The sequence below is a fragment of the Streptomyces sp. NPDC020898 genome (assembly GCF_044333925.1).
Taxonomy (GTDB): Bacteria; Actinomycetota; Actinomycetes; order Streptomycetales; family Streptomycetaceae; genus Streptomyces.
On record NZ_JBIRRV010000001.1, the window covers coordinates 1,662,488 to 1,685,923 of the forward strand.

Genomic DNA, 23,436 nt, shown 5'->3' on the forward strand with positions numbered 1-23,436 from the left:
AGAGGGCCGGTAGCGGGAGCGGTGCGGGGAGCGCGCCGGTACCGTCGTCGGTATGGACACGTCATGGTGGCTCGCCCTGGCGGCCGTCGTGCTGCTCGCGCTGGTCGCGGCGCTGGTGGACGGCTGGGGACGCGGGCATCGGCCCCGGGCGCGCGGGGGCAGGCCGCCGGGTCGGGCGGAGGGGCCGAAAGGGCAGCGGGGGCGGGCCGTGCGGCCGCGGCCTGCGGAGATCTGGTGGGCGAACGTGCCCTTCGAGGACGGCCCCGGGGGCAAGGACCGGCCGTGTCTGGTGCTCTCGGTGCGCGGGCGGCGGGCGACCGTCGCGAAGATCACCAGCAAGTATCACGGCGAGCGGTCCGGGGTGATCCCGCTCCCGCCGGGTGCGGTGGGCGACACACAGGGCCGGCCGAGCTTCCTGGAGACGGACGAGCTGCGGAAACTGCACGTGGGCGAGTTCCGGCGGCGGGTGGGGGTGGTGGACCCGGCCCTGTGGGACCAGGTCCGACACCTCGCCGGCTGAACCACGAGAATTCTTTGCGCGCATTGCGGGCTTTACGCCCAGAGCTGGCCCTGCAGTGTCTCGATGGCTTCCTCTGTCGTGGCCGCCGTGTAGACGCCTGTCGAGAGGTATTTCCAGCCACCGTCGGCGACCACGAAGACGATGTCCGCGCTCTCGCCCGCCTTGACGGCCTTGTTGCCGACGCCGATCGCGGCGTGCAGTGCGGCGCCGGTGGAGACGCCCGCGAAGATGCCCTCCTGCTGGAGGAGTTCACGGGTGCGGGTCACCGCGTCCGCCGAGCCGACCGAGAAGCGGGTCGTCAGGACCGAGGCGTCGTAGAGCTCGGGTACGAAGCCCTCGTCGAGGTTGCGCAGGCCGTACACGAGGTCGTCGTAGCGCGGCTCGGCGGCGACGATCTTCACGTCGGGCTTGTGTTCGCGGAGGTAGCGGCCGACGCCCATCAGGGTGCCCGTCGTGCCGAGGCCGGCGACGAAGTGGGTGATGGAGGGGAGGTCGGTGAGGATCTCCGGGCCGGTGGTGGCGTAGTGGGCGCCCGCGTTGTCCGGGTTGCCGTACTGGTAGAGCATGACCCAGTCCGGGTGCTCGGCGGCGAGTTCCTTGGCGACGCGTACGGCGGTGTTGGAGCCGCCTGCGGCGGGGCTGGGGATGATCTCGGCGCCCCACATGGCGAGCAGTTCGCGCCGTTCCTGCGAGGTGTTCTCGGGCATCACGCAGACCATGCGGTAGCCCTTGAGTTTGGCCGCCATGGCGAGCGAGATGCCGGTGTTGCCGGAGGTGGGCTCCAGGATCGTGCAGCCGGGGGTGAGCCGGCCGTCCTTCTCGGCCTGCTCGACCATGTGCAGGGCGGGGCGGTCTTTGACGGAGCCGGTGGGGTTGCGGTCCTCCAGCTTGGCCCAGATCCGTACGTCGGCGGACGGCGACAGCCGCGGCAGGCGCACCAGGGGGGTGTTGCCTACCGCGGCCAGTGGCGAGTCGTAGCGCATGGGTGCCAGGGGCCTATCAGGCCATGCCGCCGGCCACGGCCGGCAGGATCGTCACGGTGTCGCCGTCGGCGAGCTTGGTGTTGATGCCGTCGAGGAAGCGGACGTCCTCGTCGTTGAGGTAGACGTTGACGAAGCGGCGCAGCTGGCCGCCCTTCTCCTCGTCCACGATGCGGGCCTTGACGCCCGTGTGCCGGGTTTCGAGGTCGGCGAACAGCTCGGCGAGGGTCTCCCCGGCACCCGGGACGGCCTTCTCGCCGGCGGTGTAGGTGCGGAGGATGGTCGGGATGCGGACCTCGATGGCCATGGCTCGGGGCTCCTGTCGGAAGTGGTAGGTCGATGGGCGCGCGGCGGCGCGAGTATGCGGTTTGAGCAGGTCATGCGTGTGAGGCGCCGCGGCTCACGGCCGTACGGCAGCAGAGGGCAGCATCAACAGATGGCGCTTGCCAGCCTGCACAGGTCGACGTGCAGCCGCGCCACGAGCAGCAGGGTGCCCGGCGTCTTCTCGCTCACGTCGTAGGAAACCATGGGCTCATCGTATCGATTCCCGGTCCGGATCCCGGAGTGGTATCCCGCATTGTGGACATTTTCGGGTCGACAGATGAGATCAGTACGTTTCCACGACCTTGACCTCTTCCTCTGTGACCTCGCCTTCCCGGATCTGGAACGAGCGGAACTGGAAGTCGCCGAGCCCGTCGGTGTCCCTGGTGGAGACGAGGACGTAGTGCGCGTTCGGCTCCTGCGCGAGCGAGATGTCCGTGCGGGAGGGGTGAGCCTCGGTCGCCGTGTGGGAGTGGTAGACGACCACCGGTTCCTCGTCGCGGTCGTCCATCTCGCGGTACAGCTTCAGCAGATCCCCGGAGTCGAACTCGTAGAACGTGGGTGACATGGCCGCGTTCAGCATCGGGATGAAGCGTTCGGGGCGGTCCGAGCCCGCCGGTCCTGCGATGACGCCGCATGCCTCGTCGGGGTGGTCCTTGCGCGCGTGGGCGACGATCTGGTCGACGAGGGCCTGGGTGATGGTCAGCATGTTCGTCAGGATAAGCAACGGTGGCAGGCCTGTGGGCAGTCCTGTACCGAGGGGTGGTACGGGACTGCCCACATGCCGGGATTTCTTCGGTTGTTCGTTTGCCGCAGGCCGGTGGGGGCTTGTCGCGCAGTTCCCCGCGCCCCTATCGGGGCGCTCAGGTGCGCGTCGCTACCTGCGGGTTGCGGGTCTTCATGACCGTCCAGCCGATGCCCAGGGCTGCTGCCCAGCCGGCCATCACGTAGAGGCAGACGCGGGAGTCGGGGTCGTAGGCGATGAGGCCGGTGACGAAGAGCAGGAAGGCGATGGCGACCCAGCTGCACTTGGAGCCGCCCGGTGCCGGGAAGGACGAGGCGGGGAGGCGGCCGGCGACGACGCCGCGGCGGTAGATGACGTGGCTGATCAGGATCATGAGCCAGGTCCAGATGCCGGCGGCGGTGGCGACCGACATGACGTAGCCGAAGGCCTTTTCCGGGACGACGTAGTTGAGGACGACGCCGATGCCCATGAAGGCGACGGAGATCGCGATGCCGAAGGCCGGGGTTTTGGTCGTGGACAGCTTGCTGAAGATCCTGGGGGCCTCGCCGTTGTCCGCGAGGGTGCGCAGCATGCGGCCCGTGGAGTACATGCCCGAGTTGCAGGAGGAGAGGGCCGCCGTCAGCACCACGAAGTTGACGATGCCGGCGCCCGCCGGGATGCCGATCCTCGCGAACGCCTCGACGAACGGGCTGACGCCCGGGGCGAACTCGGTCCACTTCACGACGCAGAGGATGACGGTGAGGGCGCCGACGTAGAAGAGAGCGATGCGCCAGGGGAGGGTGTTGATGGCCTTGGGGAGGGTCTTCTCGGGGTTCTCGGACTCGCCGGCGGTGACGCCGACCAGTTCGACGGCGAGGTAGGCGAACATGACGCCCTGAAGGGTCATCAGGGACGAGCCGATGCCCTTGGGGAAGAAGCCGTCGAAGGCCCAGAGGTTGGAGACGGCGGCCGTGTCTCCGGCGGAGCTGAAGCCGAAGGTGAGGACGCCGAGGCCGATCACGATCATGCCGATGAGGGCGGTGACCTTGACCATCGAGAACCAGAACTCGAGCTCGCCGAAGACCTTCACGGAGATCAGGTTCAGGCCGAAGAGGATCACCAGGAAGACCAGGGCCGTCACCCATTGGGGGACGCCGGGGGCCCAGTAGTGGACGTAGATGGCGGCGGCTGTGAGTTCGGCCATGCCGGTGACCACCCACATCAGCCAGTACGTCCAGCCGGTGAAGTAGCCGAAGAACGGGCCGAGGAACTCCCGTGAGTACTCGGCGAAGGAGCCCGACACCGGGCGGTAGAGGAGCAGTTCGCCGAGCGCCCGCATGATGAAGAAGACGATCACGCCGGCGAGGGCGTACATGAAGATGAGGCTGGGGCCGGCCTTGGCGATGTTCGCCCCGGCTCCCAGGAAGAGGCCGACGCCGATGGCGCCGCCGATCGCGATCATCTGGACCTGGCGGCTGCCGAGTCCTCGCTCGTATCCCTCTTCGGACTCTTCGGGTTCTACGGACTCTTTGGAGGTCTTCGCCGGGTCGCCGCCGACCTGAGCGGAGGTCATGTGGTGCGCCTTTCGTCTCTGTCCCCCCGGATCTGTCCCCCCGGACTGGTGCAGCGTGAAGATCTATCACGGCCGCACCGTTGATCACCGGGGCGATGTGTGGCGCACACCACAGGGAGAAGGGGTCAAACAGCGCACGGAAGGGACACAGTCGGCGACGACAGTGACGCGATCGTTATCCGGATTTGAGCGTCCGCTGAGCGAACACAGAACCGTCACATAAGGGGAGTAAAGCGGTAAGACGATGGATACATGGGGATGGATGCACGGGGATGCATGTCATGGCATGAGTGTGGAGACGAGGGTCTCCTGGAGGCCTCCCAGCCACAGGTACGCCATCACCATCGGCTTGCGCGGGTCCTCGTCCGGCAGTCGGTAGAGGAGGTCGGTGTCCTCCTCGTCGATGACGTCCAGCCGGGAGCCGATCGCCAGGCGCAGGTCGTTGAGCGTCCCGAGCCACTGCCGGGACTCCTCGTGCGACAGCTTGAGCACCGCGCCCCCGTCACCGGCCGGCGTCAGCGAGTCCAGTGAGCGGATCACCGCGAGGGCGCTCTCCCGCTTGCCGGCCCGCAGGTCGTTCTCGGTGAAGCGGCGGAACTCCGACGAGTACGCCCGCTGCTCCTCGGCCTGTTCGGGCGAGGTGGGTACGTCCTCGGGGTCGCTGTAGGCGTCCGGGAACAGGCGCCGGAGCACCGGGTCGGACGGGGGTTCGCTCGGGCCCTCGGCGAACAGCTCGGCGAGCGGGTCGTCGGAGACGTCCTCGGCGGGGCCGGGCCCGATCAGCTCCAGGAGCTGGACGGCCAGCGACCGGATGATGGAGATCTCGACGTCGTCGAGCGCGACGGCCGCGCCGCCGCCGGGGAGCGGTTCGAAGTGTCCTGGCATGGAGTGAGTTCGCTACTTCCGGTCCTGCTGCATGGTGGCCCACAGACCGTAGCCGTGCATGGCCTGCACGTCGCGTTCCATCTCCTCGCGGCTGCCGCTGGAGACGACCGCCCGGCCCTTGTGGTGGACGTCCATCATGAGCTTCGTGGCCTTGTCCTTCGGGTAGCCGAAGTACGTCTGGAAGACGTACGTCACATAGCTCATGAGGTTGACCGGGTCGTTGTGGACGATGGTGACCCAGGGGACGTCGGGCTCGGGTACGGCGAAGGCCTCCTCCGCCGGCTCGGTGCGTTCGATCTCTACGGGAGCGGGTGACGTCACACGGCCCATGCTGCCACCACAAGGGGGTCTCGGGCCAAACGGGGCGGAGCGGAAGACCCCTGACGACCACAAATCGTCAAAGTGACGAGATGGGGGTAGCATCGCCTCTCATGAACACAGCGGACCTCGGGCTGCCGGTGGATGTTCCGTCTACGGCGCTCTTCACGGATCACTACGAGCTGACGATGCTCCAGGCCGCCCTGAAGGCGGGCACGGCCGACCGGCGGTCGGTCTTCGAGGTCTTCACGCGGCGACTGCCCGAGGGGCGCCGCTACGGCGTCGTCGCGGGCACCGGGCGGGTGCTCGACGCGGTGGAGAACTTCCGTTTCGACGCGGACGTTCTCGGCTTCCTGCGCGAGCGCCAGGTCGTCAACGAGGAGACCCTGCAGTGGCTGGCCTCGTACCGGTTCGCCGGGGACATCTGGGGCTATCCCGAGGGCGAGGTCTACTTCCCGGGCTCGCCGATCCTGCGGGTCGAGGGCTCCTTCGCGGAGTGTGTGCTGCTGGAGACGGTGATCCTCTCGATCCTCAACCACGACTCGGCCATCGCGGCGGCCGCGTCCCGGATGGCCTCGGCCGCCGGTGACCGCCCGCTGATCGAGATGGGCGCCCGGCGCACCCACGAGCTGGCCGCGGTGGCCGCCTCCCGGGCCGCGTACGTCGGCGGTTTCGCGACCACGTCCGACCTGGCCGCCGGTTTCCGCTACGGCATCCCGACCGTCGGGACGAGCGCCCACGCGTTCACCCTGCTGCACGACCGCGAGCGGGACGCCTTCCAGGCCCAGGTGAACTCGCTGGGCCGGAACACGACGCTGCTGGTGGACACGTACGACGTCGCCGAGGCGGTACGGGCGGCCGTGGAGGTCGCCGGGCCCGAGCTGGGGGCGGTGCGCATCGACTCCGGGGACCTGCTGCTGGTCGCACACCGGGTGCGGCAGCAGCTGGACGCGCTGGGGGCTCAGACGACGCGGATCATCGTGACCTCGGACCTCGACGAGTACGCGATCGCCTCGCTGGCGGCGGCGCCCGTGGACGCGTACGGCGTCGGTACGCAGCTGGTGACGGGTTCCGGCCACCCCACGTGTTCGATGGTCTACAAGCTGGTCGCCCGCGCGGAATCCGCCGACCTGAAGGCTCCCCTCGTCCCGGTGGCGAAGAAGTCGAGCGGCGGCAAGACGTCCGTCGGCGGCCGGAAGTGGGCGGCCCGGCGGCTGGACCGGGAGGGAATCGCGGAGGCCGAGGTGATCGGCACGGGACCGGTGCCGGGCGAGCTGGCGGACCAGCAGCTGCTGGTCGAGCTGGTCAAGGGCGGTCAGGTCGTCGCCCGCGAGGCGCTGGACGTCGTACGCGACCGGCATGCCGCCGCGCGCGCCAACCTGCCGCTGTCGGCGACCCAGCTGTCGCGCGGCGAGGCGGTCATTCCGACGGAGTACCTCCCCGCGCGCCCCTGACCGGGTCCGACCCCGCCCGGCCGAACCCCAGGACACCCCGGGGCCACCCCTGGGCGGGCGTGACCGCAGGGGCAACGGCCGCTCCTACCCGCCGGTTGCCCCGAATGCCCCCTCCCACTGCGGTCCCTAAGTCTCTAGGCTCGGTGTTCACATATTCGTACCGGCCAGGCCCGCACCCCTGACAGTCGAAGGACACCGACCATGCGCCGCGCCCTGATCGTCGTAGACGTGCAGAACGACTTCTGCGAAGGAGGCAGTCTCGCGGTGGCCGGGGGTGCCGACGTGGCCGCCGCGATCACTGAGCTGATCGGGCAGGCCCCCGCCGGATACCGCCACGTCGTGGCGACCCGCGACCATCACATCGCCCCCGGCGGCCATTTCGCCGACAACCCCGACTTCCGGCACTCCTGGCCCGCGCACTGTGTGGCCGGCACGGAGGGCGTCGGTTTCCATCCGAACTTCGCCCCGGTGGTCGCCTCCGGCGCGATCGACGCCGTCTTCGACAAGGGCGCGTACGCGGCGGCCTACAGCGGCTTCGAGGGCGCCGACGAGAACGGGGTCACGCTGGGCGACTGGCTGCGGGCCCGGGAGATCGACGAGGTGGACGTGGTCGGCATCGCGACCGACCACTGTGTCCGGGCGACCGCCCTGGACGCGGCCCGCGAGGGCTTCCGTACGCAGGTGCTGCTGGACCTCACGGCCGGGGTGGCCGAGGAGACGACGGAGCGGGCGCTGGAGGAGCTGCGGGAGGCGGGGGTGGAGCTGTCGGGGAAGCCGGTGGTGTAGCCCGGTTTCTTCGCCCCCGCCGCCCCTACCCGTACCCATCCCTGGGGGCTGCGCCCCCAGACCCCCCTTACGGCCCTGAACGGGCCTTGTCCTCAAACGCCGGACGGGCTGGGGAGCCACTTTCCGTCGCGCATCAGGTCCCGGCCGGTCATCTCGGGGGCGGTCCCCCACGCCTGGATCACCTCCGGCGTGACCCGGAACCAGACGTACGAGGCGTGGTCCTTTCTCGGGTCCCAGCCGTCCTTCGCGGTGAAGGCGTCGCCCACGCCGGCGGGCAGCTCCTCGCGGGTCAGCGTGACGGCCGTCCCGTGCATCAGGACCACGTCCCGGGTGTGGCCGAAGCAGAGCCGGACCCGGCCCGAGGCGATCAGATTGCGGCCGGTCGGGTTGGTGTCGCGGGTGGCCAGCCACACCGCCTCGCCGTCCCACCAGTAGGCCAGCGGAACGAGGGTCGGCTCACCGGTGGCGTCCGCCGTGGCGACCCATACGTCGATGTCCCGGTCGAGCCGTTCCAGCGCCTCGCGTCTGCGCTGCTCGGTGCTTCGGGGTCCGCCGGGGGAAGAGTCAGCTGCGGTCATGCGGTGAGGCTATGGCGTACGGCGTCCCGTCACATCCGGCGATGGGACTAGGTCGCGGGACGGAGGCCCCCCGGGCAGCCGTCACGCCCGGGCCGCGGGTCTCCGCAGCAGCGATCTGATCGGATGCCACAGCTCGGTCCGCTGCAGCGCCGACGGGACACCGTTGTCGGGTGCCGTGCGCCATATCAGGCCGTCCGGGTGGTGCAGGACCGCCGTGATCTCGTCCGGGGTGGGCGGGGCCGCGTTGCCGCGGAGGTAGACCGCGCGCAGGCCGAGGTTGCGCAGCCGGGTCAGGGCGCGGGCCCGGTTCTGGGCCAGCACGAGGACGCGTACGCAGCCCAGGCCGGGGCCCGTGGTCGCACTGGTCGGGGCGGTGGGGCTGGGCAGGGTCAACGCCACCACCACGCTGCCACTGGGCAGCTTGCAGAAACCTCCTGCGGCCATGCGGTCACACCCCCGTGGGACGCGGTGTCAATAAGAAACTCACAGGACGCACCTAAACACGATCGGCCGCGACCCGCCAGGGGGTCACGGCCGATCATGCTCTGACCTGCAGATATGTGGGTTACTTCACCGCGGGGCCCACCTGGAGCGAGATCGTCGAGCCGTCGAGGGCCTCGTGGACGATCTTGATCTTGGTGTTGGTGTCAGTGATGTTCACACCCGCGAGCGGGGTCGCCGCGTCGTAGTACGTGGAGGTGTGGTCGTTGAAGGTCGACACGCCCTTCTGGGAGGCGACCTTCGTGAGCACGTCCGCCTTGTGGAGCCGGAGCGCGTCCGTGCGGTACAGGCTGAACGGGGAGTCGTAGGACTGGATGCGGCTGCGCATCAGCGTGCCGTCCGCCCACTTCAGCGGGGTCGGGTGCGCGTCCACCGGGAGGAGCAGACCGGCGCCCGGGTGCTGGGTGACGTTGTTGTCCCTCTGGGAGGTGTCCCACTTCCAGATCAACAGGCCGTTCTGGTACGGGAAGTGCTCGACCCAGGACGGACGGGTCGTCGAGAAGCCGAAGTTGTACGGGCCGACCTTGAGGGTCTTGTCGTACGACACGTACTGGCGGTTCTCGGCGATGTAGTACTGCGGGTAGTCGTCCGTGATGGCCGCGCCGATGCGCGAGAAGCCCTTCGTCGTCCAGGCCGCGTCCGCGCTCTCCGCGTCGTCGGAGAAGACCGTCGCGCCGTCGGCGGTCACGGTGATCCCGTCGGCCGTGAAGCCCTTCTGGGAGACACCGCCGTCGGACGTGTAGCGGAAGCGCAGGTCGAACTTCTGGCCCGCGTAGGCGTCCAGGGGGTACGCGAGCTTCTTGTACGCGTCGACCGTGCCGGTGAGGGCCGGCTTGTTGCTGCCGTCGCGCGGGATGGCCGCGCCGTCGACCGTGCCGTCGAGGGGCGTGTAGGTGGCGCCGCCGTCGGTGGAGACCTCGGTGTAGAGGTAGTCGTAGTCGGCCTCGATGTCGTACCAGCCGTCCAGGGTCAGGGTGGCCGAGGACTTGCCGGTGAGGTCGACCGAACGGGTCAGCGTGTTGGAGAGGTTGTTGTCGCTGCCGCTCCACCACTGGGTGGCGCCCTGCGCCGGGGTGACGACCTCGGTGCTGACCGTCTTGGCGGGCAGTTCGACGACGAGCGCCTGCGCGTTCTTGGTGTTGTACTCGGCGACGCCCAGGGTGTGCTTCGACTTCGTCGCGGCCTTCGCCGTGTCGTAGTCGAGCCAGCCCAGCTGGAGCTTGTCCCAGGCGGTCATGTCACCGGGCAGGTTGCCGATGTTGTCGCCGCCGGTGCCGAGCCAGGAGCCGGACGACATCAGGGTCCAGTAACCGGTCGAGTTCTCACCGGAGTTGGTGGTGTCGTAGTGGTCCGGCAGACCGAGGTCGTGGCCGTACTCGTGGGCGAAGACGCCGAGTCCGCCGTTCTCGGGCTGGATGGTGTAGTCGCCGACCCAGATGCCGGAGTCGCCGATCTGCGCGCCGCCGAGCCGGTTGCCCTCGGGGCCGGTGGAACCGGCGTCGGTGCCGAACGCGTACCAGCGGTGGGCCCAGATGGCGTCCTCGCCCTGGGCGCCGCCGCCCGCGGACTCGTCCTCACCGGCGTGCACGATCTGGAAGTGGTCGATGTAGCCGTCGGACTCGTTGAAGTTGCCGTCGGCGTCGAAGTCGTAGCGGTCCCACTGGTCGTACTCGGCCAGCTGGGCCTTGATCTCCGCGTCGGTCGCGCCTGCTGCCTCCTGCGCCGCGACCCATGCGGTGACGCCGTCCTGGACGGCGTACCAGGCGCCGTCGTTGGCCAGGTTGGAGCCGTAACGGGCCTCGTTGTAGGGGACCTTGACCCAGTCCGAGACCGTGCCCTCGATCGAGTAGCGGCCCGAGGACTGCTTCTCGTAGTACTTCTTCATCGACTCGGTGTTCTTGCCGGTGCCGAAGTAGAGGTCCTGGAAGTGCTCGGTGTTGTAGTCCGCCTGCCAGGCGGTGCTGTTGTCCTGGGTGCGGTCCGGCTCGGCTATCTGGTTGTGGAGCGGGCCGACCGTGCCGCCGTAGCGGCTGTCGATCTGGTCGCCGAACTCGACGAGGATCGTGAAGATCTTGTCGGTCTTCTCCCGGCCCAGTTCGACGTACTTGCCCTTGCCCTTGCCGCTCTTCAGCTGCACGACCTGTGAGCCGTTGCGGTTCGTGGCCTTGGCTTCGCCGGAGATGACCTGGCCCAGGGCTTCCTCGCGCTGGGCCTCCTGCGTCTTGCTGAGCGGGCCGTCGAGGTCGTGCTCCGCGTGGTCGTGCTCGGCGGGGTCGTGCCGGTCCACGGCCGGCGCGGCCGCGGCGCCCGTGTCGGCCTCCGCGATCGCGAAGGTCGAGAAGGTGGCGGCTGCTGTGGCGAGTGCTACGCCGACCGCCGCGGATCTGAACGTCCAGGGTCTGCTGGTCACTTGAGGGTCCTCCCCCGCGCCCGTCCGCGCGGATGGGGGGTTCCTGGTTCGGAAGGTGTCCGCGCGCGGTATACGCGTGTAGTCAAGTGACGCAATTTGACTAGAGTTTGGGAAGAAAAGACAGATCTTGACTTGAGCTAGTCAAGTGCATTATGCGGACGTGAAGCCCGGCAGACGTTCGCTATACGGACATCGGAGGTACGCCGGATCTGTCCCCCAACCGGCGCGCGGGCGCGTCCACTTGATGGACGTCATGAACCCGTGCGCCCCCTGTGCTCCGGAGCCGTGGGTTAGGTCACGCTTACTGCGCGTTCCACTCGGGCATTGACGCGATTAGAGTCGGTTGGCGGAACGCCGGATGTCCGGTGGAAAACCAGGCCGACACGCTCCCCTCACCCCCGAATCCAACGAGGACTCGATTGCCATGCCTCGTCTGACTCGTCTGACTCGTCCGAACGCGCCTCGTCCGACCGCCGCACAGCTCGCCTACGGTTCGTGCACCGTGATTCTCTCGACGCTCGCCATGCTGCTGCTGTCTCAGACGAGTTCGGGCCCGGGGGTAGCGCTGATCGCCCTCGCGGGACTCGTCCTGGGGCTGCTCGTCGCCATGACGGTGCCTGTGCCCAAGCCGGCCCGTACGACCTCCCAGGTCGTCGCCTCGTCGGCTGCCCCAGCACCACGCGAACTCCCCCGGATCACGGAGGAACGCGTCCCGGTACAGGCCTCGGTACAGGACTGAACCCTCTTCTTCGTGCCAACAGCGGTTGGGTGGGGCCTGTGTGACGCAGGCCCCACCCAACCGCTGTTGTCTGCCCCGGAGTTCGCACCCCGGGAGGGTCAACCGGTGCTGACCACCACCGTCTTGGCCGCCTTGTCGTGCAGCCCCTGCTTGTACGGCTTGTCGAAGAAGCTCCAGCCGCCCGTGATCGCCGTCCAGATACAGGCGCAGCAGAACGCGAACGGGATCCAGAGCACGACCGACCGGATCAGCCCGGTCTGCACGGAGGGCGTGGAGCCGTTGTCGAGGTTGGCCACCCGCAGCCTGAGCCACTTCTTGCCGAGCGTCTGGCCGGTCCGGGCGATCATGATCGTGTCGTACGCGATGTAGAGGATGGCGGCGATGAGCGACTGGCCGAGCGAGCGGCCGTACTCCATGTCGTCGCCGCTGACGTCGTACTCGTTGACGTTGAAACCCCAGGTGAGCAGCCAGACGACGACACCGACGAGGAGCATGTCGATGAGGCGGGCGAGCACGCGCTTGCCGCTGTCGGCGAGCGGGGGCATGCCCGCGAGGGGGTCGGCGGCGCCGCCGTACGGATCACCGCCGCCTCCCCCGTACGGCGAGCCGCCGCCGGGCGGGGGTGTGGTGCCGTACGGATCGCCCGCGCCGGACGGCGGAGGCGGGGGCTGCTTCCTGAACGGGTCGTCTTCCGGTGGCTGCTGACCGGAGCCGGGGGGCGGTTCACTGCTCATGGCCCGAGTCGACCGCGAACCCCCCGGATCCGCATCCGGCGAGGGGCCGTCCGGGGGACTAAATCGGGTGATTCGCACGTCGTACCCGGGCGGCCCACATCGAACGTATGGCCGCTGTACGTCCGGGTGTGCTCAGCCTGCCACGAACGTGTGGGCGGCCTTGTCGTGCCAGCACTGGCGCCACGGCCGGTCGAACAGGCACCACAGGACACCCACGACGCCGATGCCGAGCAGCCCCGGGACGGCGTACACGAGCCAGCGGCGCAGGGCCCCGCCGAACGACGGCGGCTGGTGGCCCTCGATGTCGCGGACCTCCAGGCCGACGAGCTTCTTGCCGAGGGTGCGGCCCCACTTGGCGGTGGGCCATGCCTCGGAGAGGACCCCGGCCAGCAGCAGGACGGCCAGCACGATGCCCAGGTACAGGCCGGTCGTGCCGTCCAGCAGCCAGACCGTCACGGTCTCGCCGGAGAGCTTGGCCGCGTCGATCTTCCCGGTGATGTGGTCGACGGCCATGGTGCCCAGCGGTACGGCGGCCGCGGCGGTGAGGGCGGCGAGGACCAGGGTGTCCACGAGCCGGGCGGCCAGCCGCTTGCCGAGGCCCGCCGGACGGGCCTCCGACTGCCTGCGGGCGGCGGCCTGGAACACATCCTCGACGGGCGGCTTCCAGGGCGCGACGCGCTGTTCTCCGCCCTCCTCGGGCCCGGCCAGGCGGTGCACCTGCTGGGCCCAGGAGGGCTGGCCGCCGCCGGTGCCCGGGGCCATGGCCCGGCCGCCGGGGGTACCGGCCTGCTGCGGGACGGCCGGGGCGGCGGGCGAGTGGGCGGGGTTCGCGCCCTGCGCGGCCGCCGCACGGGCCGCCGCGGCCTTTCCGGCGCCGAAGCCGCCGCCGGAACCGGGCGCGGGCGCCGTGACCGGACCCTGCACGCCCTCCGGCGAGCCCGTGCCCCCCGGCTGCGCGCCGCCCGCGCCGCCCTCGCGCCCCGTGCGCGGGGAGAGCGCGCGGAAGGTCATGGTGCTCTCGGAGGGCACGGGGCCACGGGTGCCGGGAACGCTTCCCTCCGCGCCCGGGGCGGGCCCCGCCGCCGGACCCGGGGTCGGCCGGCGGAACACGAATGTGTTGTTGCCCGGCTCGGGCACGTCGGCGGCGTCCCGTTCCGCCGGCGGGATCGTCGCCGTGCCGTCCGTGCGGGCCGACCGGCCGTCGGGCTGGACCGGGGGTTCGCTCGGCACTCTCGGGTCGGCCGTCCCGGGGTCGGCCGCCTGCGCCGGTGAGCCCCAGGAGACATGGCGGTCCCGCTCGCCGCCGAAGCCGGCCTGATGGGAACGGTCGGCGCCCCAGGCGGACGCCGGTTCGGGCCGGCTGCCGTGCTGGGTCTCCGCCGGGGTCGCCCGGCGCGGTTCCTCGTCGAAGAAGTGCGGCCCGGTCTCCTCGACCGGCGCGACGGCGGACGCGGACAGCACACCGTCGGAGGGCGCCGGCCGACTGGTGCCCGGCACCCAGGCGGCGCCGTTCCAGAACCGGACATATCCAGGAATGGAAGGATCCGGGTAATACCCTTCGCGGGGCCTGTCGTCACCGGGGGCCGGGGTTGGGGCGCTCATGTCCGGGGTCCCGTATCTGCTCGGGGGTCATTTGGGGTGCCCCACATCTATCAGACCGGCGCACACCTCGATGCCCCTCCCGCCCTTCCTACTCCCTTCGTGACAGCTTCTGCCATCCGTCGCGACCGCTCCGACACCGTTCGCAAAAACTTCTCCGAAAAACCTTTCGGAACCCGCGTAATGCTGACGCCTTCCCGCGCTCTCTCCTCGTACGGGCCCGCCGCAGGTCCCGTGTGACACGTTCGACGAGAGAGGAAGTGCCCGCCATGACTCACGTCATGAACACCGTGGTGGAACGGGAACTGGAGCTGAAACTCATCCTGTCGCCGGAGCGGAGCATCCCCGTGCCGGCGCGGCTCAGCTACCGGACCAACGATCCGTTCGCCGTCCACATCGCCTTCCACATCGGCTCCGAGAACCCCGTGAACTGGACGTTCGCCCGCGAACTGCTGGTCGAGGGGGTGTTCCGGCCGTGCGGGCACGGTGATGTGCGGGTGTGGCCGACGAAAGTCGACGGGCGCAGCGTCGTCCTGATGGCGCTGAGTTCACCCGCCGGAGACGCCCTCCTTGAGGCACCCACCGCTCAGGTGTCGGCGTGGCTGGAGCGCACCCTGCGGGCGGTCCCTCCGGGCTCTGAGGTCGAGCAGCTCGGTATCGACGACGGCCTCGCCGAACTGCTCGCACCCGCCCCGGGCTGTCACGACGAGCTGTGGCTGCGCGACCCGTGGCCCTCGGACGAGTCGCAGGAGGGAGAGGGATACGTATGACACGTACCGCCGGTCGGTCAGAACAGCTTGCCCGGGTTCAGGATGCCCAGCGGGTCGAAGGTGGCCTTCACCGCCCGCTGCATCTCCACGCCCACGGGGCCGAGCTCGCGCGCCAGCCACTCCTTCTTGAGGATGCCGACGCCGTGCTCCCCAGTGATCGTGCCGCCCAGTTCCAGGCCGAGGGCCATGATCTCGTCGAAGGACTCGCGGGCCCGCCGGGACTCGTCGGCGTCCTGGGCGTCGAAGCAGACCGTGGGGTGGGTGTTGCCGTCGCCGGCGTGGGCGCAGACCCCGATGGTCAGCTGGTACTTCTCGGCGATGCGCTCCACCCCCTCCAGCAGCTCGGCGAGCCGCGAGCGGGGTACGCACACGTCGTCGATCATCGTCGTGCCCTTGACCGCTTCGAGCGCGACGAGGCACAACCGCCGCGCCTGGAGGAGGAGTTCGGACTCGGCGGCATCGTCGGCGGGCACCACCTGGGTCGCCCCGGCCGCCTCGCACAGCGCGCCGACGGCGGCCAGGTCGGCGGCGGGGTCGTGGGTGTCGAAGGCGCAGAGCAGCAGGGCCTCGGTCGTCTCCGGCAGGCCCATGTTCGCCAGGTCGTTGACGGCCTTGACGGTCGTACGGTCCATCAGTTCGAGGAGGGACGGCACGTGACCGCCCGCCATGATCCGGCACACGGCGTCGCAGGCGGCGGCTGCCGACCCGAACTCGGCGGCCAGTACGAGCTGTTGGGGCGGCTGCGGCTTCAGGGCGAGGACCGCCCGTACGACGATGCCGAGCGAGCCCTCCGAGCCGACGAACAGCCGGGTGAGGTCGTATCCGGCGACGCCCTTCGCGGTGCGCCGCCCGGTGGACATCAGCCGCCCGTCGGCGAGCACCACGTCCAGCCCGAGGACGTACTCGGCCGTGACGCCGTACTTCACGCAGCACAGCCCGCCCGACGCGGTGCCGATGTTGCCGCCGATCGTGCACATCTCCCAGCTGGAGGGGTCCGGGGGGTAGTACAGGCCGTGTTCGTTGACCGCGCGGGAGAGGGTGGCGTTGATGACGCCGGGCTCGACGACGGCGATGCGGTCGACGGGGTTGATCTCCAGGATCCGGTCCATCTTGACGAGGGACAGCACGATGCAGCCCTCGGACGCGTTGGCCGCGCCGGACAGGCCGGTGCGGGCGCCCTGCGGGACGACCGGGACGCGCAGTTCGGTGGCGACGCGCATGACGTGCTGGACCTGCTCGACCGTGCGTGGGAGCACGACCACGGCCGGGATTCCGGCCTCGCAGAAGCTCGCCATGTCGTTCGCGTAGGCGGCCGTGACGTCGGGATCGGTGAGCACGGCCTCGGCCGGCAGCTCCGCGAGCAGCCGGTCCGTGAGGTTTCCCTGGGCTTCGTCGGGTGCGGCTTGGATACGGCTCATGATCACAGCGTCGCACCCGGGGCCATCGGTGTGAACCCCGTCTGCGAGGCGCTTTCGGTACGGGAATCCGGTCGTCGTATTGACGCACAGTGAGCGCCATGGAGATGGAGAGAGTTCCCGGCAGCGTCCTCCCGCGCCCGTTGATCGCCGCACTCGCGGGGTGTGCGGTACTCGGCGGCGCCCTGATGCTGCTGCCCCCGGACCGCCCGTCCTCCGCGCCCGCACCGGCGCCGGGTCCCGCGGCCCGGGCGGAACTGGCGGTGAGCGCCGGAGTGCCGGCCGCGCTGCCCGACCTGGCGGCGCTCATCGGCGACCGCGAGGCATACGTACGCACCCATCCGCGTGACGGGCAGGCCTGGGCGCAGCTCGGCTCGGCCTATGTGGAGCGCGGCCGGCGGACAGCGGATGCCGCCGACTTCCCGAGGGCCGAACGGGCGCTGCGTACGTCGATGAGGGCCCGCCCGGGACAGAACGCGGAGGCGCTCGGCGGCCTGGCCGCGCTGGCGAACGCGCGCCGTGACTTCCCGGCCGCCCGGAAGTGGGGCGAGGCGGCGCTACGGCAGGCGCCGAAGCGCTGGACGTCGTATCCGGCGCTGCTCGACGCGTACACCGGCCTCGGCGACTACAAGGCGGCCCGGCACACGCTGGAGCGGCTCCAGGGGCTGCGTTCCGGGACGGGGGTGCCGGCGGTCATGGCGCGGGCGGCGGGCGTGTACCGGGACGAGGGACGGCGCGAGGACGCGCAGGCGGCGCTCGCGGACGCGGCGGCACGGGCGGCGACCCCGGCCGAGCAGGCCGAACGGCTGCGGCAGGGAGGCGAGTTGGCCTGGGAACGCGGCGAACCGGCCGACGCGCTACGGCACTTCGACTCCGCCCGGCGCCTCGACCCCGAACTGTGGGCCGCGCGGGCGGGCCAGGGACGGGCGTTGGCGGCGCTGGGGCGCACAGAGGAGTCGGTGAGCGCGTACCGGGCCGCTCTGGCCAACCAGCCCTCCCCTCAATACGCCCTGGAACTGGGCGAGTTGTACGAGTCCCTGGGCCGGTCCGAGGAGGCGCGGGTGGCATACGGCGTGCTGCGGGCGCGGGTCGAGAAGGAGCGGGCCGGCGGGGTCGACGGCGAGCTGCTGCTCGGCCGGTTCGAGGCGGACCACGGCGACGCGCGGTCGGCCGTACGGCGGTTGCAGGCGGAGTGGGCGCGGCAGCCGGGCCTCGATGTCGCGGACGCGCTGGGCTGGGCGCTGCACCGGGCGGGGAGGAGCGAGGAGGCGCTCGGCTGGGCGAGGCGGGCCACGGACAAGGAGCACGGCGGCGAGGTGCGCAGCGCGCTGTACGCGTACCACCGGGGCATGATCGAGCGGCAGTTGGGGCTGACGGGGCCCGCGCGCCGGCATCTGGAGGAGGCGCTGCGGATCAGCCCGTACTTCTCGCCGCTCGCAGTACCGGCGGCGAAGGAGGCGCTCGGGACGCTGGGCGAGCCGTAACCCGTGCGGCCCGCCCAACTGCCCCGTGACTTCTACAAGTTGCCGCGCTTCTCCTGCTCGCGCTCGATCGCTTCGAAGAGGGCCTTGAAGTTGCCCTTGCCGAAGCCCATCGACCCATGGCGTTCGATGATCTCGAAGAAGACGGTCGGCTTGTCCTGGACCGGCTTGGTGAAGATCTGGAGCAGGTAGCCGTCCTCGTCGCGGTCGGCGAGGATCTTCAGTTCGCGGAGGGTCTCGACGGGGACGCGGGTGTCGCCGACCCACTCCCCCAGGGTGTCGTAGTACGAGTCCGGGGTGTCGAGGAACCGGACCCCGGCCGCCCGCATGGTCCGTACCGTCTCGACGATGTCGTTGGAGTTGAGCGCGATGTGCTGGACGCCCGCGCCGCCGTAGAACTCCAGGTACTCGTCGATCTGGGACTTCTTCTTGGCGAGGGCGGGCTCGTTGATCGGGAACTTGACCTTCAGTGTCCCGTCGGCGACGACCTTCGACATCAGCGCGCTGTACTCGGTGGCGATGTCGTCGCCCACGAACTCCTTCATGTTCGTGAAGCCCATGACCTTGTTGTAGAAGCCGACCCATTCGTTCATGTGGCCGAGTTCGACGTTGCCCACGCAGTGGTCGATCGCCTGGAAGGTGCGGCGGGCGGGCGGTTCGACGAGCGGGTCCGCGGCGACGAACCCCGGGAGATAGGGGCCGTCGTACCCGGTCCGCTCGACGAGGGTGTGGCGGGTCTGGCCGTACGTGGCGATCGCGGCGAGGACGACGGTGCCGTGCTCGTCCTTCAGTTCGTACGGTTCGGCCAGCGAGCGGGCGCCGTGTTCGACGGCGTACTCGTATGCGGCGCGGGCGTCCGGGACCTCGATGGCGAGGTCGACCACGCCGTCGCCGTGCTCGGCCACGTGTCCGGCGAGGAAGTGGCCCCAGGGGGTGGCGGGCCGGACGACCGAGGTGAACACGAACCGGGCGGAGCCGTTCTCCAGGACGTACGACGCCGTCTCGCGGCTGCCCGTCTCCGGTCCGGAGTAGGCGACGAGCCGCATGCCGAAGGCCGTGGAGTAGTAGTGCGCCGCCTGCTTGGCGTTGCCCACGGCGAAGACGACCGCGTCCATTCCCTTGACCGGGAAGGGGTCTGCCTGCCGGGCGGTGTCGGGAGTGTGGTGTGTGGTCTGCGTCATACCGGCAGAGTGGTCCCGCTGCGGCAAGGTGCGCAACAGTTTGCGTTACCGCTGGACAATCTGCTCAGCTGAACGTCCGTACATGCGGGCTTTGTGTACACGATGACCATCCGCTGTCGAGGGTGACCAGGGCTTCGGGAGGCTGTTGTGGCGATCGACGAGCTGGACGGGCGGATCCTGGTGCTGCTCGCGCGGGAGCCGCGGATCGGGGTGCTGGAGATGTCCCGGCGGCTCGGGGTGGCGCGGGGGACGGCGCAGGCGCGGCTCGACCGGCTTCAGTCGAATGGCGTCATCCGGGGATTCGGCCCGCAGGTGGACCCGGCGGCCCTCGGCTACCCGGTCACCGCCTTCGCGACGCTCCAGATCCGGCAGGGGCAAGGGCCGGACGTACGGACCCACTTGGCGTCCGTGCCCGAGGTGCTGGAGCTGCACACGACCACCGGCAGCGGGGACATGCTGTGCCGGCTGGTGGCCCGCTCGAACGCCGATCTCCAGCGGGTGATCGACCGGGTCGTCGGTTTTGATGGCATCGTCCGGGCCGCCACCACGATCGTCATGGAGAACCCGGTTCCGCTGCGGATCATCCCGCTCGTGGAACAGGCGGCCCTGGAGCACGGTGACTGAGCTGGACCGAACCGGAGGGTGATGGCGGGTGAGCTTCTGGGAGTACCTCGGAAACCGCCATCAGCAGCTGCTCTCGGACGCCTTCCAGCACGCCAGTGCCGTCTTCCAGTGCATGGTCGTGGCGACGGTCGTCGGCGTGGCGCTCGGCGTCGTCACCTACCGGAGCGACTGGGCGGGCAGCCTCGCGACCACGGCCACGTCGACGATCCTGACGATCCCGTCGCTCGCGATGATCGGCCTGCTGATCCCGGTCGTGGGCCTGGGCGTGCCCCCGACGGTCATCGCCCTCACCCTCTACGGCCTCCTCCCGATCGTGCGCAACGCGATCGTGGGCCTGCGCGGGGTCGACCCGTCCCTCGTCGACGCGGCGAAGGGCATCGGCATGTCCCGGGTGGCCCGGCTGGCCCGCGTGGAGCTGCCGCTGGCCTGGCCGCCGATCCTGACGGGCATCCGGGTCTCGACGCAGATGCTGATGGGCATCGCGGCCGTCGCCGCCTACGCCTCCGGCCCCGGTCTCGGCAACGAGATCTTCCGCGGCATCGCCTCGCTGGGCAGCAAGAACGCCCTGAACCAGGTCCTCGCGGGCACGCTCGGGATCATCGTGCTCGCCCTGCTGTTCGACGCGGCGTACGTGCTCGTGGGACGCCTGACGATTCCGAGGGGGATCCGTGCCTGAGCCCACGTCCACGACCACATCCACTACGACGTCTGCGACCAGGTCCACGTCCACCGGCGCGACCATCGAGCTGGAGAGCCTGACCAAGCGTTACCCGGGCAGTGCCCAGCCCGCCGTCGACAACGTCTCGATGGAGATCAAGGCGGGCGAACTCGTCGTGTTCGTGGGCCCGTCGGGCTGCGGCAAGTCGACGACTCTCAAGATGATCAACCGGCTGATCGAGCCGACCGGCGGCCGGATCCGCATCGGCGGCGAGGACGTCACCGACATGGACCCGGTGAAGCTGCGCCGCAGGATCGGGTACGCGATCCAGTCGTCCGGTCTCTTCCCGCACATGACGGTCGCCCAGAACATCGCGCTCGTCCCGAGGATGACGGGCTGGCCGGCGGCACGGATCAAGGCGCGGGTGGAGGAGATGCTCGACCTGGTCGGCCTGGACCCCGGCGAGTTCCACGACCGTTATCCCCGCCAGCTGTCCGGCGGTCAGCAGCAACGGGTGGGCGTGGCAAGGGCGTTGGCGGCCGACCCGCCCGTCCTGCTGATGGACGAGCCGTTCGGTGCCGTCGACCCGATCACCCGCGACCACCTCCAGGACGAGCTGATCCGGCTCCAGCACGAGCTGCACAGGACGATCGTCTTCGTCACCCATGACTTCGACGAGGCGATCAAGCTGGGCGACCGGATCGCGGTCCTGCGCGAGCGCTCGCACATCGCCCAGTTCGACACCCCCGAGGCGATCCTGACCAACCCCGCCGACGACTTCGTGTCCGGTTTCGTGGGCGCCGGGGCGGCGCTGAAGCGGCTGAACCTCACCCGCGTACGGAATGTGGAGATCCGCGACTACCCGACGGTGGCCGTCGACGACCCGCTCCAGGAGATCTTCAACAAGCTCCGGTCCAGCGGTACGAACGAGATCCTGCTGCTCGACAAGCAGCGCCGTCCCTACAGGTGGCTGCGGCGCGGCGACCTGATGCGTGCCAGGGGTTCACTGGCGCGGGCCGGGACGCCGGTCTCCGACACGGTGCCCCGGGACGCCACCCTGCGGGACGCGCTGGAGGCGGTGCTGACGGACAACGCGGGGCGCGTCGCGGTGACCGGACGGCGGGGCGAGTACGAGGGCGTCGTCGACATGGAGACGCTGATGAACTCCGTGCAGGAACTCCTGGAGGCCGACCGGCTGGAGGCGCTGGCGGCACCGCACGAACTGGAGGAGGCCCGCGCGGACCGCACGCACGCCGAGCAGGAGGGCGACGCCGGAGAGGTCGCGGAGGTGCGGGCGTGAGGACTCCGACGGTGGACACGAACACGGACGCGGATACGGGTGCAGGTGCGGATGCGGACACGGGTACGGGTGCGGACACGGATGCGTACGTGGATACGGAGACCGGGACCGACGCGACTCCGACGCCTGCCGCCAAGTCCCGCACCACTCGGCTGAGTTGGCAGCAGCTGACGCTCCTGCCCGTCGCCCTCCTCGCCGTGCTGCTCGCGACCTGGCTGTGGTTCCGGCAGGCCGACCTGGACGCGATCTCCGACAACGCGCTGTCGAACGGGCAGGTGTCGAAGGCCCTGCGTCAGCATGTGGAGCTGACGGTGATCTCCACCTTCTTCGTCCTCGTCATCGCGATCCCGCTGGGTGTCCTGCTGACCCGGCGGGCGTTCCGCCGGGCGACCCCGGTGGTGATGGCGGTCGCCAACATGGGACAGGCGACCCCGGCGATCGGTCTGCTGGCGCTGCTGGTGATCTGGCTGGGCATCGGCCGGAAGGCGGCCCTGATCGGCATCGTGGCGTACGCGGTCCTGCCCGTCCTGTCGAACACGATCGCCGGCCTGAAGGCCAACGACCCGACCCTCCTGGAGGCCGCGCGGGGCATCGGCATGTCACAGCTCGGGGTGCTGGCCAGAGTCGAACTCCCGCTGGCGGTGCCGCTGATCCTCGCGGGGGTGCGTACGGCGCTGGTACTGAACGTGGGCACGGCGACGCTGGCCACGTTCGGTGGGGGCGGTGGACTGGGGGTGCTGATCACGACCGGGATCACCAACCAGCGGATGCCGGTGCTGATGCTGGGCTCGATTTTGACCGTCGTACTGGCGCTGCTGGTGGACTGGCTGGCCTCCCTGGCCGAACTGCTGCTGCAGCCACGGGGGTTGGAGACGGGGACATGAGTCGCCGTACGGCTCTGCTGCCGGCCGGGGCCCTGCTGCTCGCCTCGGCCTGTGGTCTGACGAGCGGTTCCCCGATGGTCGACGACGTCGAACCGGGCTCGATCGGCAGGGGGAAGCCGCTGGAGGGCGCCCGGCTGACGGTGACGTCGAAGTCGTTCACCGAGAACCTGATCCTCGGCGCGATGATGGGCATCGCCTTCCAGGCGGCCGGCGCGGACGTGCTCGACCGTACGGGCATCCAGGGTTCGTTCGGCGCGCGCGAGGCGGTGCACAAGGGCGACGCGGACGGCATGTACGAGTACACGGGCACCGCGTGGATCACGTACCAGGGCAACAGCGAACCGATCGCCGACCCGCGCGCGCAGTGGCGGGCGGTACGGGACGCGGACCTGAAAAGCGGCCTGACGTGGCTGTCCCCGTCGGCCCTGAACAACACCTACGCCCTGGCGATGAACCAGGAGGACTTCAGGAAGTACGGCACGAAGAACCTCTCCGACGTGGCCGAACTGGCGCAGGGCCGGCCGAAGGCGGTGACGGTGTGTGTGGAGGGCGAGTTCGCCAACCGCGCGGACGGCCTGCCGGGCATGGAGAAGGCGTACGGCATGAGTCTGCCCGCCGGGAACATCACACAGATGGACACCGGGATCATCTACACGCAGGTGGCGGAGGGCAGTTGCACGTACGGGGAGGTCTTCACGACGGACGGCCGCATCAAGTCCATGAACCTCGCGGTGATGGCGGACGACCGAAAGTTCTTCCCCAACTACAACGCGGCCCCGGAGATCAACTCGAAGGCCCTGAAGAAGTGGCCGGCGATCGCCGAGATCCTCGACCCGGTGACAGCGAAGCTGACCAACGCGGTGGCGCGGGAGCTGAACGCCAAGGTGGATGTGGAGGGCGAGGATCCGCATCAGGTGGCGCTGGACTGGATGAGGGCGGAGGGGTTCGTGAAGTAGGCGGTTCGAGCAGGGGCAACTTGCAAAGAAGTGGTTGCAAAGAAA

Annotated in this window: 25 protein-coding genes; 11 read left to right on the forward strand and 14 right to left on the reverse strand. The window is 69.9% G+C overall.

Translation table 11 applies throughout. The annotated features are described in order from the left end of the window. Positions 1–52: 52 nt before the first annotated feature. A complete protein-coding gene (locus tag ACH4TV_RS07300) occupies positions 53–520 on the forward strand; it encodes a type II toxin-antitoxin system PemK/MazF family toxin (RefSeq protein WP_398395064.1) in 468 nt (155 codons plus the stop codon). A 32-nt stretch (positions 521–552) separates the two neighbouring features. Here the strand turns inward: ACH4TV_RS07300 and ACH4TV_RS07305 are convergent, their stop codons facing one another. From ACH4TV_RS07305 to clpS, 7 genes are all read right to left on the reverse strand, one after another. Beyond that, positions 553–1,503 carry a cysteine synthase gene (locus ACH4TV_RS07305; protein ID WP_319090330.1) on the reverse strand — a complete coding sequence of 317 codons (951 nt, stop codon included), beginning with the start codon at positions 1,501–1,503 and terminating at the stop codon, positions 553–555. A gap of 16 nt (positions 1,504–1,519) precedes the next feature. Continuing rightward, the gene (locus ACH4TV_RS07310; RefSeq protein WP_398395066.1) at positions 1,520–1,807 is read right to left on the reverse strand and encodes a MoaD/ThiS family protein; all 288 of its coding nucleotides are present in this window, start codon (positions 1,805–1,807) and stop codon (positions 1,520–1,522) included. Positions 1,808–1,929: 122 nt separating this feature from the next. Next, positions 1,930–2,028, reverse strand: a complete 99-nt coding sequence (locus tag ACH4TV_RS07315; RefSeq protein WP_330290648.1) for a putative leader peptide — start codon at positions 2,026–2,028, stop codon at positions 1,930–1,932. Between the two features lie 79 nt (positions 2,029–2,107). Continuing rightward, positions 2,108–2,530: a Mov34/MPN/PAD-1 family protein gene (locus ACH4TV_RS07320; RefSeq protein ID WP_398395068.1), complete on the reverse strand. Its 423-nt coding sequence runs from the start codon at positions 2,528–2,530 to the stop codon at positions 2,108–2,110. Positions 2,531–2,684: 154 nt separating this feature from the next. Beyond that, positions 2,685–4,118 carry an amino acid permease gene (locus ACH4TV_RS07325; protein ID WP_398395070.1) on the reverse strand — a complete coding sequence of 478 codons (1,434 nt, stop codon included), beginning with the start codon at positions 4,116–4,118 and terminating at the stop codon, positions 2,685–2,687. 279 nt (positions 4,119–4,397) lie between these two features. Then, positions 4,398–5,003 carry a DUF2017 domain-containing protein gene (locus ACH4TV_RS07330; RefSeq protein ID WP_398395072.1) on the reverse strand — a complete coding sequence of 202 codons (606 nt, stop codon included), beginning with the start codon at positions 5,001–5,003 and terminating at the stop codon, positions 4,398–4,400. Between the two features lie 12 nt (positions 5,004–5,015). Then, positions 5,016–5,333, reverse strand: a complete 318-nt coding sequence (gene clpS, locus ACH4TV_RS07335) for an ATP-dependent Clp protease adapter ClpS (protein WP_398395074.1) — start codon at positions 5,331–5,333, stop codon at positions 5,016–5,018. 101 nt (positions 5,334–5,434) lie between these two features. Here clpS and ACH4TV_RS07340 point away from each other — a divergent pair, with 101 nt between their 5' ends. Beyond that, positions 5,435–6,775 (forward strand): nicotinate phosphoribosyltransferase, encoded by a 1,341-nt coding sequence (locus ACH4TV_RS07340; protein ID WP_398395076.1) that lies wholly within the window; start codon positions 5,435–5,437, stop codon positions 6,773–6,775. Positions 6,776–6,976: 201 nt separating this feature from the next. Then, positions 6,977–7,561 (forward strand): isochorismatase family protein, encoded by a 585-nt coding sequence (locus ACH4TV_RS07345; RefSeq protein WP_398395078.1) that lies wholly within the window; start codon positions 6,977–6,979, stop codon positions 7,559–7,561. Between the two features lie 92 nt (positions 7,562–7,653). Here ACH4TV_RS07345 and ACH4TV_RS07350 read toward each other — a convergent pair whose 3' ends face one another. The 3 genes from ACH4TV_RS07350 to ACH4TV_RS07360 all read right to left on the reverse strand — a co-directional run bounded on the left by ACH4TV_RS07350 (position 7,654) and on the right by ACH4TV_RS07360 (position 11,050). Then, on the reverse strand, positions 7,654–8,139 hold the full coding sequence (locus ACH4TV_RS07350) for a pyridoxamine 5'-phosphate oxidase family protein (RefSeq protein ID WP_398395080.1): 486 nt from the start codon (positions 8,137–8,139) through the stop codon (positions 7,654–7,656). A gap of 81 nt (positions 8,140–8,220) precedes the next feature. Beyond that, positions 8,221–8,583, reverse strand: a complete 363-nt coding sequence (locus ACH4TV_RS07355) for a hypothetical protein (RefSeq protein WP_398395082.1) — start codon at positions 8,581–8,583, stop codon at positions 8,221–8,223. A gap of 121 nt (positions 8,584–8,704) precedes the next feature. Continuing rightward, positions 8,705–11,050, reverse strand: a complete 2,346-nt coding sequence (locus ACH4TV_RS07360; RefSeq protein ID WP_398395083.1) for an immune inhibitor A domain-containing protein — start codon at positions 11,048–11,050, stop codon at positions 8,705–8,707. 424 nt (positions 11,051–11,474) lie between these two features. Between ACH4TV_RS07360 and ACH4TV_RS07365 the strand changes: the two genes are divergently transcribed. Beyond that, a complete protein-coding gene (locus ACH4TV_RS07365; RefSeq protein WP_398395084.1) occupies positions 11,475–11,789 on the forward strand; it encodes a hypothetical protein in 315 nt (104 codons plus the stop codon). Between the two features lie 98 nt (positions 11,790–11,887). Here the strand turns inward: ACH4TV_RS07365 and ACH4TV_RS07370 are convergent, their stop codons facing one another. Together ACH4TV_RS07370 and ACH4TV_RS07375 are read right to left on the reverse strand one after the other, a co-directional pair. Further along, positions 11,888–12,523, reverse strand: coding sequence for an RDD family protein (locus ACH4TV_RS07370; RefSeq protein WP_398395085.1), 636 nt, complete (start codon positions 12,521–12,523; stop codon positions 11,888–11,890). A gap of 132 nt (positions 12,524–12,655) precedes the next feature. After that, a complete protein-coding gene (locus ACH4TV_RS07375) occupies positions 12,656–14,125 on the reverse strand; it encodes an RDD family protein (protein ID WP_398395086.1) in 1,470 nt (489 codons plus the stop codon). A 278-nt stretch (positions 14,126–14,403) separates the two neighbouring features. Between ACH4TV_RS07375 and ACH4TV_RS07380 the strand changes: the two genes are divergently transcribed. Beyond that, complete coding sequence (locus ACH4TV_RS07380) at positions 14,404–14,892, forward strand: SsgA family sporulation/cell division regulator (protein WP_398395412.1); 489 nt, start codon at positions 14,404–14,406, stop codon at positions 14,890–14,892. Positions 14,893–14,909: 17 nt separating this feature from the next. Here ACH4TV_RS07380 and ACH4TV_RS07385 read toward each other — a convergent pair whose 3' ends face one another. Beyond that, on the reverse strand, positions 14,910–16,316 hold the full coding sequence (locus tag ACH4TV_RS07385) for an FAD-binding oxidoreductase (RefSeq protein WP_398395087.1): 1,407 nt from the start codon (positions 16,314–16,316) through the stop codon (positions 14,910–14,912). Between the two features lie 92 nt (positions 16,317–16,408). Here ACH4TV_RS07385 and ACH4TV_RS07390 point away from each other — a divergent pair, with 92 nt between their 5' ends. After that, the gene (locus tag ACH4TV_RS07390) at positions 16,409–17,791 is read left to right on the forward strand and encodes a tetratricopeptide repeat protein (protein WP_398395088.1); all 1,383 of its coding nucleotides are present in this window, start codon (positions 16,409–16,411) and stop codon (positions 17,789–17,791) included. Positions 17,792–17,823: 32 nt separating this feature from the next. On the opposite strand, the gene hppD is transcribed toward ACH4TV_RS07390, so the two are convergent. Beyond that, positions 17,824–18,969 (reverse strand): 4-hydroxyphenylpyruvate dioxygenase, encoded by a 1,146-nt coding sequence (gene hppD, locus ACH4TV_RS07395; RefSeq protein WP_398395089.1) that lies wholly within the window; start codon positions 18,967–18,969, stop codon positions 17,824–17,826. Positions 18,970–19,116: 147 nt separating this feature from the next. On the opposite strand from hppD, the gene ACH4TV_RS07400 reads away from it, so the two are divergent. The 5 genes from ACH4TV_RS07400 to ACH4TV_RS07420 all read left to right on the forward strand — a co-directional run bounded on the left by ACH4TV_RS07400 (position 19,117) and on the right by ACH4TV_RS07420 (position 23,391). Continuing rightward, positions 19,117–19,593 (forward strand): Lrp/AsnC family transcriptional regulator, encoded by a 477-nt coding sequence (locus ACH4TV_RS07400; RefSeq protein ID WP_398395090.1) that lies wholly within the window; start codon positions 19,117–19,119, stop codon positions 19,591–19,593. A 28-nt stretch (positions 19,594–19,621) separates the two neighbouring features. Further along, positions 19,622–20,269, forward strand: coding sequence for an ABC transporter permease (locus ACH4TV_RS07405; protein WP_398395091.1), 648 nt, complete (start codon positions 19,622–19,624; stop codon positions 20,267–20,269). After that, positions 20,262–21,551, forward strand: a complete 1,290-nt coding sequence (locus ACH4TV_RS07410) for a betaine/proline/choline family ABC transporter ATP-binding protein (RefSeq protein ID WP_398395093.1) — start codon at positions 20,262–20,264, stop codon at positions 21,549–21,551. The genes ACH4TV_RS07405 and ACH4TV_RS07410 overlap by 8 nt, the downstream gene beginning before the upstream one ends. A gap of 89 nt (positions 21,552–21,640) precedes the next feature. Continuing rightward, complete coding sequence (locus ACH4TV_RS07415) at positions 21,641–22,435, forward strand: ABC transporter permease (RefSeq protein ID WP_398395414.1); 795 nt, start codon at positions 21,641–21,643, stop codon at positions 22,433–22,435. Then, positions 22,432–23,391 (forward strand): glycine betaine ABC transporter substrate-binding protein, encoded by a 960-nt coding sequence (locus tag ACH4TV_RS07420; protein ID WP_398395095.1) that lies wholly within the window; start codon positions 22,432–22,434, stop codon positions 23,389–23,391. The genes ACH4TV_RS07415 and ACH4TV_RS07420 overlap by 4 nt, the downstream gene beginning before the upstream one ends. Positions 23,392–23,436: the final 45 nt, after the last annotated feature.